This window comes from Flavobacterium pectinovorum (assembly GCF_900142715.1).
Taxonomy (GTDB): Bacteria; Bacteroidota; Bacteroidia; order Flavobacteriales; family Flavobacteriaceae; genus Flavobacterium; species Flavobacterium pectinovorum.
Window position 1 is genome coordinate 794,749 of the sequence record NZ_FRBX01000002.1, and the last position, 12,891, is coordinate 807,639.

Consider the following 12,891-nt stretch of genomic DNA (forward strand, 5'->3'; position numbering starts at 1 on the left):
CTGCGTTAAAAAATAATTAGGATGTATAAATCTTTAATGTTTCTCCACAACATTTAGCGTTGATCCTTAGATATCTCTAAATAGATATCTATTAGAGTCATATTTGCAAAGTTTTGAAAATTTTGCAGGATTGGAATTTTATTCTAAAAAATCAATTTATATCCGGCAATAAAAAGCATTATCGCAATGGCATTTCTCAGCAATAAATCAGGTACTTTTCCGCTTAACATGCTTCCTATAAAAATTCCAGGAAGAGATCCCATTAATAATTGACCAAGTAAAACCAAATCTAAATTTCCCATTGAGGCATGTCCAATTCCGGCAACAAGAGTTAAGGGAACAGCGTGCGCAATTTCGGTTCCAACCAAACGAGGTGTTGGTAAAAGCGGATAAAGAAAAAATAAAGTAACCGTACCCAGAGCTCCGGCACCAATAGAAGTTAGTGTTACCGTAGCGCCTAATAAAACTCCAATTCCAATAGTAAGCATATTTTGAGTATGACTTTCACTATGAAATTTATCTCCGGCATGTTTTTGAGAAAAGACTAAAAGTTTCTTTTTGAATAAAATAGCTACTGATGTAAAAAGAAGTGCCCATCCCAAACTGTACTTTATTACAGCATTTATAGTTGAAATATCAGTTTTAATACTATTTAAAATCCAAAGTGTAAGCAAAGCCGCCGGAACACTGCCCAAAGTAAGCCAGCCAGTAATAGACCAATTGATATTTCCTTTTTTATGATGGACAAATACGCCTCCCATTTTGGTAAAAGCAGCATATAATAAATCGGTACCAACTGCTGTGGTTGGCGGAATACCAAACCATAATAAAATCGGAGTCATTAAAGAACCTCCGCCAACACCTGTTAATCCAACAACAAAACCAACCACCAAACCTGCAATTACAAGACCAATCTGAAAATCCATAATAAAATATTTGGCGTAAAAGTAAAAACAATTTTATAATTATCCTATGGAAATGGTAGACATTAAGAATGTAATTAAAAACCAAATATTTAGTAAATGTTTGTTGTTTAAATAAGATGAAATATGCCGTTATTTGTTAAATTATTCCGTTGAAGCTTTAAATATTTCGTTATAGTGTAATTAATGGATTATTAAGGGGTTAAAAAAATAAAGATATTGTTTTGATATTTAGAAATAAGTAGTATTTTTGCAAAGTAATCTAGTAAGCCGATAGGGTAATAGATTTTTTAAAAAAGAAACATAGAAATATGGAGAAAGAACTGAAAATAAATAGTGTTGATGTAAAGACTGATACGTCGATAAAAGAAAAATTATGGGTTATCATACCGGTAGTTTTGCTTGTAGGGTTGTTAAGTACTTTGATCTACAATCATTATGCTGACTTTTCATGGAATGGTTTTGTTTCAGGATTTAATCAGGAGTTTTTGGTTTTTTTCTTTATTGGTATTTTTGCTCAGTTGGTAGACGGAACTTTAGGAATGGGATACGGAGCAACTTCAACCTCTTTTTTATTGGCTTATGGGGTTCCGCCGGTTGTGAGTAGTACAGCGGTCCATGTATCTGAAATGTTTACAACAGGAGCATCGGCGCTTTCTCATCATCGTTTTGGAAACATCAATAAAAAACTGGTAAAGCATTTATTGATTCCGGGAGTTTTAGGTTCAATTACTGGAGCTTATTTACTATCAGATGTTATTAATGGAGATTTTATCAAGCCATTTATTGCAGTTTACATGATTATTTTGGCTGTTATTATTATCAAAAAAGCATTGAAAAAAACAATTGTAAAAAAGAAAACAAAAAAATTAAGTGTTTTGGCTGCTTTTGGAGGTTTTATGGATTCTGTTGGCGGTGGAGGCTGGGGACCAATTGTAACTTCTACATTGTTAGGAAGAGGAAGAAATCCACGTTACACTATTGGTTCAGTAAATGCGGCTGAGTTTGCCATTTCGTTTGCAAGCGGAATTACATTCATGCTTTTTGGAGGAATTCACGGTTGGCAGGTAATCATCGGTTTGATTTTAGGAGGTGTAATTGCAGCACCACTTGGAGCTTACCTTGTAAATAAAATCAAAAGAAAACCAATGATGATTGCAGTTGGAATTTTAATTATATTATTGAGTTTAAAAACATTATCTAAATTATTGTAATCGATTTTTTAGGAAGGAAAGAGAATATGAGCGCGACAATTATACAATCATTATTAGATAAAACAAAAGATCTTTCGCTTGACGAAACATTAGTTTTTTTAGCAAATGAATTTCCGGGAAAAGTGATTTTTTCGACATCTTTTGGTCAGGAAGATCAGGTAATTACAGATTTTATTGCAAAAAGTAATACTGATATTACCATTTTTACATTAGATACTGGAAGACTATTTCAGGAAACTTATGATGTTTTTCACAAAACATTAAAAAAGTACAAAAGACCAATTGAAGTTTATTTTCCGGAAGCTACAGCAGTAGAAAATTTATTAAAAACAAAAGGACCTAATAGTTTTTACGAATCGGTAGAGAACAGAAAAGAATGCTGTTTTATTCGAAAAGTAGTTCCGCTACGAAAAGCTTTAGCTGGAAATTCAGTTTGGATAACAGGTTTAAGAGCAGAACAATCGGAAAACAGACAAGATTTGAATTTGTTTGAATACGATGGAGGTTTCGAAATCATCAAATTCAATCCATTATTAAAATGGACTTTAGAAGAAGTTGAAGCGTATTTGCAAGAAAACAATGTTCCTCAAAATGCTTTACATAAACAAGGTTTCGTAAGTATAGGATGCGCGCCATGTACAAGAGCCATTTTTCCCGGAGAAGATATCAGAGCCGGAAGATGGTGGTGGGAATCAAGTCATAAAGAATGTGGTTTGCATAGCGCTAAGAAAGAGTAAAGAAGCAAGAGAATAGAGTAAAGAGAATAGAACAAAGAGGAAAGAATTAAGATTTAAAGTTCCGGAGGAACGATTTATATTGTAGCGTCGGGTTTTAACCCGATGGAGAATAGAATAAAGAATATAGAGAATAGAATAAAATGTTGAGAGTATCAGAATCAAGCAAAAAACTTGAAACTTGAAACCTGAAACAAACAAAATATCAAACAAAAAAACAATGAGTTCAGTATTAAAAACAAACGCTTTAGAGAGTGAAGCAATATACATTTTCAGAGAAGTAATTTCACAGTTTGACAAACCGGTTTTACTTTTTTCTGGAGGAAAAGATTCTATAACATTAGTGCGTTTGGCGCAAAAAGCATTTTTCCCTGCTAAGATTCCGTTTCCTCTTTTGCATGTTGATACGGGACATAATTTCCCTGAAACAATTGCTTTCAGAGATAAATTAGTTGAAGAATTAGGTTTAGAGTTGATCGTTCGTAATGTTCAGGATGCTATTGATGAAGGAAAAGTGGTAGAAGAAACCGGGAAATATTCTAGTAGAAACAGCTTACAGACAACAACACTTTTAGATGCAATCGAAGAATTTAAGTTTGATGCATGTATTGGTGGAGCGCGTCGTGATGAAGAAAAAGCAAGAGCAAAAGAACGTATATTTTCAGTTCGAGACGATTTTGGTCAATGGGATGAAAAAAACCAACGTCCGGAATTGTTTGATATTTTGAATGGAAAAATAGAAAATGGTCAAAACGTTCGTGTTTTCCCAATTTCAAACTGGACAGAATTAGATGTTTGGAGTTATATTGAAAAAGAACATATTGAGATTCCGTCAATCTATTTTTCACATAAAAGAAAAGTTTTTTTGAGAGACGGTTTAATCTGGTCGCATTCTCCTTATGTGTACCAAGAAGAAGACGAACAAATCGAAGAAAGAATTGTTCGCTTCAGAACCGTTGGAGATATGAGTTGTACAGCCGCAGTTGAATCATATGCAGCAACCATTCAGGAAGTAGTAGGAGAGATTAGAGAATCTACCATTTCTGAAAGAGGTGCCAGAATCGATGATAAACGTTCTGAAGCCGCAATGGAAAAGAGAAAACAACAAGGGTACTTTTAATTCAATTAAAAATTTGGAATTAAAAATTAAAAATCTCTATAGTAAATTCAAAAAACAAAAAATATACAGATTTAAACTTTTGTTCAAAGGGAATCAACTTTAAACTTGAAACCTGAAACAAAAATTTAAACCTGAAACAAAAAATACAGAATGGAAGTTTTAAAAATAGCAACAGCAGGAAGTGTAGATGACGGAAAAAGTACTTTGATCGGGAGATTATTGTACGATACAAAATCATTGACTACAGATAAAATTGAAGCAATCGAAAAAAGCAGTAAACAAAAAGGGTACGATTATCTTGATTTTTCATTGGCAACTGATGGTTTAGTTGCAGAAAGAGAACAAGGAATTACGATTGACGTTGCGCATATTTATTTTTCGACTGCAAAGAAAAGTTACATTATTGCCGATACTCCGGGTCACGTAGAATATACCAGAAACATGGTTACAGGAGCTTCGACTTCTCAGGTTTCTATTATTTTAATTGATGCCAGAAAAGGAGTAATTGAGCAAACGTACCGTCACTTTTTTATCAATAATTTATTGAGAGTAAAAGAGGTAATTGTTGCGATAAACAAAATGGATTTAGTTGATTATTCTGAAGAAGTTTACAATAAAATCAAAGCCGATTTTCAGGCATTAAATGCAAAAAGCACATTCAAAGAGCAAAACGTAAGTTACATTCCGTTAAGTGCTATCAACGGTGGAAACGTAGTTGATCAATCAAAAGATATGCCTTGGTATACAGGTCAAACGGTTTTGGAACATTTAGAAGGATTGCATTCTTCAGATGTATTTGAAGCAGGAAAAGCACGTTTTCCGGTTCAAACCGTTATTCGCCCGAAAACAGAAGAATACCACGATTTTAGAGGTTACGCAGGAAAATTATACGGAAATTCAATTAAAGTTGGCGATGCCGTAACGGTTCTTCCTTCTTTAACAGAATCAAAAGTTTCTAAAATTCACTTTTTCGATAAAACATATGATGAAGCCGTTGCAGGTTCTTCTATCACAATCGAATTAGAAAATGATATCAATGTAACAAGAGGTGATATGATTGTAAAATCATCAGAACTTCCAAAAATTGAAAAAGAAATCACCACAACAGTTTGTTGGATGGATAGCAAAAAACTGGTTGCGGGTACAAAATATATTGTACAACACAATACAAACTCAGTTTTGGCAAAAGTAGAAAGTATCAAAAATACAATCTCAACAGATTATTCAGGAACAAAAGAAGCATCGCAATTGGCGATCAACGAGATTGGAGAAGTAACCATCAAATTGAGCAAGCCTTTATATTTTGATGCCTATAACGATAACAAATCAAACGGAGCATTTATCTTAATTGATACAGCAACGAACACAACAGCAGGAGTAGGATTCATTAGATAGTTTTCACTGCTGTAAGCAATAAGCTTTAGGCTGTAAGCTTTTAGCAAAAAACGTATAAAAGACAGGAAAGAAGCTTAAGCTTATTCCTTATAGCCAAGCCAGAAAAAGACAAAGTTAATAAAGCTTAAAGCGTATAGCCTAAAGCCTAAAGCGTAAAAGAAATGGAAAGTTTTAGAACAGAAATAGAAAATCCGATAGTTCAGAAGGAGATTATCGATTTAGAAAAAAAGATTCATTTATTCCGTGGAGGAAAAATTGATGATGAGCGTTTTCGTAGTCTTCGTTTAGCGCGTGGAATTTACGGACAACGTCAGGAAGGCGTGCAAATGATTCGTATTAAATTGCCTTACGGTAAAGTAACGAGCGAACAATTGGTGCGTATTACTAAAGTTTCTGACGAATATTCTACAGGTCGTTTGCACATTACAACACGTCAGGATATCCAGATTCACTACGTAAGTTTAGACAGAACTCCGGAACTTTGGGCAAATTTGGCTAAAGACGATATCACGTTGCGTGAAGCTTGTGGAAACACAGTTCGTAATATTACAGGAAGCGAATTGGCTGGTGTAGATGTAAACGAACCGTTTGATGTTTCGCCTTATGCACACGGACTTTTCCAATATTTATTAAGAAACCCGATTTGTCAGGAAATGGGACGTAAATTCAAAATTTCGTTCTCGTCATCTGATGAAGATACGGCTTTGAGTTATTTACACGATTTAGGATTTATTCCGAAAGTTGTGGATGGCGTTCGCGGATTCAAAATCATGTTTGGTGGCGGTTTAGGTTCTCAGCCAGCACATGCTGAATTACTTTCAGAGTTTGTTCCGGCAAATGAAATCATTCCAACTGCAGAAGGAATCATCCGTATTTTTGACCGATATGGTGAGCGTGCAAAAAGAATGAAAGCGCGTATGAAATTCTTAATCAAAGAAATGGGAAGAGATGTTTTCCTTGATTTAGTTGAAAAAGAGAAAAAAGCAATCGCTTTTGAAACCTACGAAATTGACACAACCGCTTTTGAAGGTGCAATTCCGGAACCATTATTAGAAGTTCCGCAAGTTACAATTGAAGATACCAAAGCTTATGAAACCTGGAAAAAATCAAATGTAATTGCTCAAAAACAAGAAGGTTATTATGCTATCGGAATCAAAGTTTTATTAGGCGATTTTTATACTGATAAAGCCAGATTATTAGCCGATTTAATTAAGAATTACGCAGCAAATGAATTACGTTTTTCATTGCGTCAAAATATTGTAATACGTCACGTAAAAGAAGAGAATCTTCCTTTCTTTTATCAGGAATTAGCCAAACTGGACTTTGTTCATTTAGGGTATAATTCTACAGCAGATATTACAGCTTGTCCGGGTACAGATACTTGTAATTTGGGGATTGCAAGTAGTACCGGGATTGCAGAAGAATTAGAAAAAGTGTTGAATGCCGAATATCCTCAGTATTTGAACAATCAGGAAATTGAAATCAAAATTTCGGGTTGTATGAATGCTTGCGGACAACACAACATGTCAGCAATTGGTTTTCAGGGAATGTCGATCAATTCAGGAAAATTAGTAGCTCCGGCATTGCAGGTTTTATTAGGCGGAGGAAGATTAGGAAATGGCGCAGGACGTTTTGCAGATAAAGTAATCAAAATTCCAAGCCGTAGAGGACCAGATGCTTTGCGTACCATTTTAAATGATTTTGATGCGAATGCAAACGGAGAAAAATTCCTTAATTATTATGATGCAAAAGGAGAGAAATATTTCTATGAAATTCTAAAACCTTTCGCAGATGTAACCAATTTAACCGAAGCTGATTTCGTGGATTGGGGTAATGCAGACAATTACGTAAAAGCAGTTGGAGTTGGAGAATGTGCCGGTGTTGTGATTGATTTAGTGGCAACTTTATTGTTAGAAGCTAAAGATAAATTGACATTTGCTCAGGAATCTTTCGACGAAGGAAAATGGTCTGATGCTATTTACCACGCATACGCAGGATTTGTAAATGGTGCAAAAGCATTATTACTTTCAGAAAACGAAAAAACAAATAATCACGCAGGAATTGTTGACTTGTTTGATACTGTTTTTATTGCAACTAATAAAATTGGATTGCCAACAACATTCAGAGAATTGGTTTATCAAATCAATCAAAATGAACCGAGCGAAGCGTTTGCAAAACAATATATTGAAGAAGGAATTGCATTTTTTGCAATTATAGAAAAATACAGAGCTCAAGAATTAGCAAATGCTTAATATTAAACCAAAAGTAACTTTAGTCGGTGCAGGTCCCGGCGATCCGGATTTGCTTACGCTGAAAGGTGTAAAAGCATTGGCTGAAGCGAATGTGGTTTTGTACGATGCATTGGCCAATGATGAAATATTAGCGCATGCTCCCAAAAATGCCATCAAAATTTTTGTTGGAAAAAAGATAGGTAATCACGCTTATACGCAGGATCAAATCAATCAATTGATTGTTGATAATGCATTGACTTACGGAAATGTAGTGCGATTAAAAGGTGGTGATCCGTTTATTTTTGGGCGGGGAAGCGAAGAAATTGAATTTGCAGAAAGTTTTGGAATCGAAACAGTTGTCATTCCCGGAATTTCTTCAGTAGTGGCAGTTCCGGCAAGTCAGGGAATCTCAATTACAAAAAGAGGTGTTTCAGAAAGTTTCTGGGCAATCACAGGCACAACTTCTGACAGAAAATTATCTTCAGATGTGGCTCTGGCAGCTCAATCATCTGCAACAGTTGTTATTTTGATGGGAATGCACAAATTGCCTCAAATTATCGATTTGTTTCAAAAAGAAAACAAAGGAGATTTGCCTGTAGCAATTATCCAAAACGGAACAACCAAAGATGAAAAAGTGGGAGTGGGAACAGTAAATTCAATTTTAGAAATTGTAAAAGAGAAAAAACTGAGTTCACCAGCCATTATTGTTCTCGGAAACGTTGTTCGCGAAAGCAATAAATTAAAGGGATTCTACGAAGAATTTCTATCAAAAGAAATTGCAAGATAAAGTTCCGTAGGAACGATCATATTGTAGCGCCGGGTTTCAACCCGGGGAACGCAGGATTTATTTTGATGTTGTTAAGAATAAATCCTCTAATTTTGATTGGATGAAATAAAATTAAAATGGAACAAAACGAATTATATCCAATATTCTTAAAACTTCACAATCTAAATGTGTTGATTGTGGGCGGAGGAAATGTTGGACTAGAAAAGCTCTCTTTTTTATTAAAATCGAGTCCGAATGCAAATGTTGAGGTTGTAGCACCTGATTTTCACTTAGAAATTAAAGTTTTGGCAGAAAATCATCCTTCAATTAAATTGACGGAAGCTAAGTTTAAAAAGAAAATGCTCAAAAAACGCCATATGGTAATTGCTTGTACCGATGATTTAGAAGTCAACAAAAGAGTATATGATTTATCCAGAAAGCGTTATTTGATTTGCAATATTGCCGATACACCAGATTTGTGTGATTATTATTTAGGCGGAATCGTAACGAAAGGAAATGTAAAAATTGCAATTTCGACCAACGGAAAATCGCCAACAACTGCTAAAAGATTGCGGGAGTTTTTCGAAGAAGTAATTCCGGAAGATATCAATCAAATGGTCGAAAACCTCAATGAATATCGCAAAACCTTAAAAGGCGACTTTGAAGAAAAGGTAAAGAGAATGAATGAAATTACATCTTCACTAAAAAATAAGGAGTAAAAAGTTTCACAAAGAAATCAATGACAAAAATCATTGGCAGTAGAATAAATTATTCGTTTCTTTGTATTATTAAGAATGATTATAAACAACAACCATAATGATTAAAACAGATATACTTATAATTGGAGCAGGACCAACAGGTTTATTTGCCGTTTTCGAGGCAGGATTATTAAAATTAAAATGTCATATTTTAGATGCTTTGCCACAAGCAGGAGGACAACTTTCAGAATTGTATCCAAAAAAGCCTATTTATGATATTCCTGGTTTCCCTGAAGTTTTAGCAGGAGATTTAATTGATAACTTACAAGAACAAATTAAGCAGTTTGAACCAGGTTATACATTAGGAGAACGCGCAGAAACAATCGAAAAACAAGAAGACGGAAGCTTTATTGTAACCTCAAACAAAGGAACTAAATTTCACGCGCCGGTTATCGCCATCGCTGGAGGTTTAGGAAGTTTTGAGCCTCGTAAACCACTTATAGAAGATATCGAGTTTTATGAAGATAAAGGAGTAAAATACTTCATCAAAAATCCGGAGAAATTCAGAGATAAAAGAGTTGTAATTGCCGGAGGAGGAGATTCAGCTTTAGACTGGAGTATCTTTTTGGCAAATGTAGCTTCAGAAGTAACTTTAATTCACAGAAGAAACGAATTTAGAGGAGCTCTTGATTCTGTAGAAAAAGTACAGGAATTAAAAACTTCCGGGAAAATTAAATTAATTACACCAGCAGAAGTTATCGGAATCAATGGTGCTGAGCACGTTGAATCGTTAGATATCGAAGAAAACGGAGCACACCGTAAAATCGAAACAGATTTCTTCATTCCACTTTTCGGATTAACGCCAAAATTAGGTCCAATCGCAGACTGGGGATTAGAAATCGAGAAAAATGCCATTAAAGTAAACAACGCATTAGATTACCAAACTAATATTCCGGGAATCTTCGCAATTGGAGACGTAAACACATACCCAGGAAAATTAAAATTAATCCTTTGTGGTTTCCACGAAGCAACTTTAATGTGTCAGGCGGCATACGCAATCATCAATCCGGGTAAAAAATATGTATTAAAATATACAACAGTTTCCGGAGTAGACGGTTTCGACGGAACTCGTAAAGAAGCACCAAAAGCAGTTGTGAAAGCGATAGTCTAAGTTGCTAAGACGCTAAGATACTAAGGTTCTAAGATTTTTATATACAAAGCTCAAACTTATGGTTTGGGCTTTTATTTTTAAATAATAAAGAACAATTTTTATTGTAGATATTTTAAAACATAGCCAGTGGTTTCAACCACTGGAGCGCAATGTATATTACAATGCGTAATCATAAACATAGCTATTGGTTTCACCACTATCAATAGATAATCACGATCCGTCTCCCATGGTTGAAACCTTGGGCTATATTTGAAAAATAGGAACCAAATTTAAAACTTAGAACCTTAGTTCCTTAGTATCTCAGAACCTTAAAAAAAAAACTTGCAAGTCGCAAGGCTATTTCATACCTTTGCACTGTTCTTAAAATTATTGAAAGTTATCACGAAAGGCGGAGGGATAGACCCGATGAAACCTTAGCAACCCTTTATCATAAAGAAGGTGCTAAATTCTACTTTGTACTAGTTCATAGTATTAAAGATAGATAACAAAAATACATTACACGTATTTCTCAACTTTTCCTGACAACCATACAATATTATTTTACTGAATTCAGTATTATGAGCGAATCATTGACGCATTTTTTGCTGTCAACAGTTCCCGCTTTCGTCTTTATCTCTCCGTTTCACTGCGAGGATATCGACTCAATCGGGGCTAATTAGCCAACAATAGTGAATTTTTGGAATCAATGTGAATCAAAACGCATATCGTAAAAGGTTTTCAAAGCCTATTAGGTATGTTTTAAATAATAGAATAAAAAAGCTTAGTGTCTTAGCGTCTTCGTGGCAAAAGGCAAGTAGTCATGGCAATAACAATTCAGGAAGCAATAAAAAAAAATATCCTAATCCTTGATGGAGCAATGGGAACAATGCTGCAACGCTATAATTTCTCGGAAGAAGATTTTCGTGGAGAGCGTTTCAAAGATTTCCCGCATCCGTTAAAAGGAAACAACGATTTACTATCCATAACACAACCACAAGCGATCCGCGATGTTCACGCCGCTTATTTTGAAGCTGGCGCTGACATCGTAGAAACCAATACTTTTTCAGGAACTACGATCGGTATGGCCGATTATTTCCTGGAAGATTTGGTTTATGAATTAAACTATGAATCGGCTAAAATTGCCAGAGAAGTAGCCGATGAATTCACCGCTAAAAATCCTAACAAACCACGTTTTGTTGCCGGATCCATCGGTCCAACAAACAGAACAGCAAGTATGTCACCAGATGTAAACGATCCGGGTTACAGAGCCGTAACATTTGATGATTTGCGAATTGCCTACAAGCAACAAGTAGAAGCCTTAATGGATGGTGGCTGCGATTTACTTTTGGTAGAAACTATTTTCGATACGTTAAATGCAAAAGCAGCACTTTTCGCAATCGAAGAAGTAAAAGACGAACGTAATCTTGATATTCCAATAATGGTTTCAGGAACAATTACCGATGCATCAGGAAGAACACTTTCGGGACAAACGGTTGAAGCGTTTTTGATTTCAGTATCACATATTCCGTTATTGAGCGTTGGTTTCAATTGCGCTCTTGGAGCCGATTTGTTGAAACCTTATTTAAAAACCTTATCTCAGCATACACAGTTCAACGTTTCGGCACATCCAAATGCAGGCTTGCCAAACGCGTTCGGACAATATGATGAAACACCGGAACAAACACAGGCCTTAATCAAAGAATATTTAGATGATAATTTAATTAATATTATCGGTGGTTGTTGCGGAACAACTCCGGATCATATCAGATTAATTGCTGAGGTTGCGAAGGATTATAAGCCGCGTGTTGCGCCGGTATTTGCTTAATGTTTACGTTTCCTGCAAGGTTTTCAAAACCTTGTAGGTATAAATTTGTTGGCGAATAAATGGCAAACCTACAAGGTTTTGGAAACCTTGCAGGTTGAATTGAGAATAAAAGTTTCGAGGAACAAAACGTAGATGGGAAGAATTTATTCCGTTGAAAATTTAACAAATGGCAGAAGACAAAAGAGATCCGGGAAAAAGAGAACTTATAGGAGGAATAGTTCTTCTTGCAATAATATTTACGGTCATTTTTTTTTCAAATAAAAGTAACAACGAGTATAAAAAATATGAGAAGACGTTCAAAGGAGAAACTATTGGATTTGTAACCAGAATTGAACACGCGGGAAAAAGAGATTATTTAAAATATTATTACTATTCGGGTAGAAAAATTTTATCTGAAGTTTCTAGCAGAGATAATAGCCTTGTCGACAAGTTTTATAAAGTAAAATACGATTTAAATAACTCAGAAAATAACTACATAGTTTTAGAAGAAGAATTAAAACCTGATTCAATTACACTAGTTAAAGCGGGATTTACTAAAACGAAATATTACATATATGATGCAGGTGTAACTTGCAAATATATAGAGAAGTCAAAATGGAAATAGTGAATTAGGGAAAAGTTCCGTAGGAACGAAATATTGGTAGCAACGGAATTTATTCCGTTGAAAAAAAGATGACCCAATAATAGAGTTCCGTAGGAACGAAATATAAAATTGGTTCAAAGATTTGAAAAATTTATTTCAAAAACGATAATTGAAATCGTGAAAAAATAAATCGTCTTTTGAAACCGAGTTTGCGTGAGGGATAGAAGTGGATAGCCCACAGCCTGACGAAGG

Annotated in this window: 11 protein-coding genes and 1 riboswitch; of the genes, 10 read left to right on the top strand and 1 reads right to left on the bottom strand. The window is 34.9% G+C overall.

What is annotated here, in order from left to right:
• Positions 1-143 precede the first annotated feature (143 nt).
• Complete coding sequence (locus BUE22_RS09990; protein WP_042566160.1) at positions 144-926, bottom strand: sulfite exporter TauE/SafE family protein; 783 nt, start codon at positions 924-926, stop codon at positions 144-146.
• 308 nt (positions 927-1,234) lie between these two features.
• Here BUE22_RS09990 and BUE22_RS09995 point away from each other — a divergent pair, with 308 nt between their 5' ends.
• The 10 genes from BUE22_RS09995 (at position 1,235) to BUE22_RS10040 (ending at position 12,660) form a co-directional block, all read left to right on the top strand.
• Positions 1,235-2,137, top strand: a complete 903-nt coding sequence (locus BUE22_RS09995; protein ID WP_042566161.1) for a sulfite exporter TauE/SafE family protein — start codon at positions 1,235-1,237, stop codon at positions 2,135-2,137.
• A 26-nt stretch (positions 2,138-2,163) separates the two neighbouring features.
• Positions 2,164-2,874, top strand: a complete 711-nt coding sequence (locus tag BUE22_RS10000) for a phosphoadenylyl-sulfate reductase (RefSeq protein ID WP_042566162.1) — start codon at positions 2,164-2,166, stop codon at positions 2,872-2,874.
• Between the two features lie 199 nt (positions 2,875-3,073).
• Entirely contained in the window at positions 3,074-3,991 is a 918-nt protein-coding gene (gene cysD, locus BUE22_RS10005; RefSeq protein ID WP_305809585.1) for a sulfate adenylyltransferase subunit CysD, read from the top strand.
• A gap of 150 nt (positions 3,992-4,141) precedes the next feature.
• Complete coding sequence (locus BUE22_RS10010) at positions 4,142-5,386, top strand: sulfate adenylyltransferase subunit 1 (protein WP_073394906.1); 1,245 nt, start codon at positions 4,142-4,144, stop codon at positions 5,384-5,386.
• Positions 5,387-5,547: 161 nt separating this feature from the next.
• Complete coding sequence (locus BUE22_RS10015; protein WP_073394907.1) at positions 5,548-7,638, top strand: HEPN domain-containing protein; 2,091 nt, start codon at positions 5,548-5,550, stop codon at positions 7,636-7,638.
• On the top strand, positions 7,631-8,404 hold the full coding sequence (gene cobA, locus BUE22_RS10020; RefSeq protein ID WP_073394908.1) for a uroporphyrinogen-III C-methyltransferase: 774 nt from the start codon (positions 7,631-7,633) through the stop codon (positions 8,402-8,404). The genes BUE22_RS10015 and cobA overlap by 8 nt, the downstream gene beginning before the upstream one ends.
• 116 nt (positions 8,405-8,520) lie before the next feature.
• Positions 8,521-9,102 carry a precorrin-2 dehydrogenase/sirohydrochlorin ferrochelatase family protein gene (locus BUE22_RS10025; RefSeq protein WP_073394909.1) on the top strand — a complete coding sequence of 194 codons (582 nt, stop codon included), beginning with the start codon at positions 8,521-8,523 and terminating at the stop codon, positions 9,100-9,102.
• A 97-nt stretch (positions 9,103-9,199) separates the two neighbouring features.
• On the top strand, positions 9,200-10,252 hold the full coding sequence (locus tag BUE22_RS10030; protein ID WP_042566166.1) for an NAD(P)/FAD-dependent oxidoreductase: 1,053 nt from the start codon (positions 9,200-9,202) through the stop codon (positions 10,250-10,252).
• A 373-nt stretch (positions 10,253-10,625) separates the two neighbouring features.
• A riboswitch (SAM riboswitch) is annotated at positions 10,626-10,740 on the top strand.
• A gap of 311 nt (positions 10,741-11,051) precedes the next feature.
• A complete protein-coding gene (locus BUE22_RS10035) occupies positions 11,052-12,056 on the top strand; it encodes a homocysteine S-methyltransferase family protein (RefSeq protein WP_073394910.1) in 1,005 nt (334 codons plus the stop codon).
• 166 nt (positions 12,057-12,222) lie between these two features.
• Positions 12,223-12,660, top strand: a complete 438-nt coding sequence (locus BUE22_RS10040; protein ID WP_073394911.1) for a hypothetical protein — start codon at positions 12,223-12,225, stop codon at positions 12,658-12,660.
• Positions 12,661-12,891: the final 231 nt, after the last annotated feature.

Excerpts from the sequence above, each read along its gene's own strand:
- BUE22_RS09990 (WP_042566160.1), bottom strand. The coding sequence starts at position 926 with ATGGATTTTCAGATTGGTCTTGTAATTGCAGGTTTGGTGGTTGGTTTT.
- BUE22_RS09995 (WP_042566161.1), top strand. The coding sequence starts at position 1,235 with ATGGAGAAAGAACTGAAAATAAATAGTGTTGATGTAAAGACTGATACG.
- BUE22_RS10000 (WP_042566162.1), top strand. The coding sequence starts at position 2,164 with ATGAGCGCGACAATTATACAATCATTATTAGATAAAACAAAAGATCTT.
- BUE22_RS10010 (WP_073394906.1), top strand. The coding sequence starts at position 4,142 with ATGGAAGTTTTAAAAATAGCAACAGCAGGAAGTGTAGATGACGGAAAA.
- BUE22_RS10015 (WP_073394907.1), top strand. The coding sequence starts at position 5,548 with ATGGAAAGTTTTAGAACAGAAATAGAAAATCCGATAGTTCAGAAGGAG.
- cobA (WP_073394908.1), top strand. The coding sequence starts at position 7,631 with ATGCTTAATATTAAACCAAAAGTAACTTTAGTCGGTGCAGGTCCCGGC.
- BUE22_RS10025 (WP_073394909.1), top strand. The coding sequence starts at position 8,521 with ATGGAACAAAACGAATTATATCCAATATTCTTAAAACTTCACAATCTA.
- BUE22_RS10030 (WP_042566166.1), top strand. The coding sequence starts at position 9,200 with ATGATTAAAACAGATATACTTATAATTGGAGCAGGACCAACAGGTTTA.
- BUE22_RS10035 (WP_073394910.1), top strand. The coding sequence starts at position 11,052 with ATGGCAATAACAATTCAGGAAGCAATAAAAAAAAATATCCTAATCCTT.
- BUE22_RS10040 (WP_073394911.1), top strand. The coding sequence starts at position 12,223 with ATGGCAGAAGACAAAAGAGATCCGGGAAAAAGAGAACTTATAGGAGGA.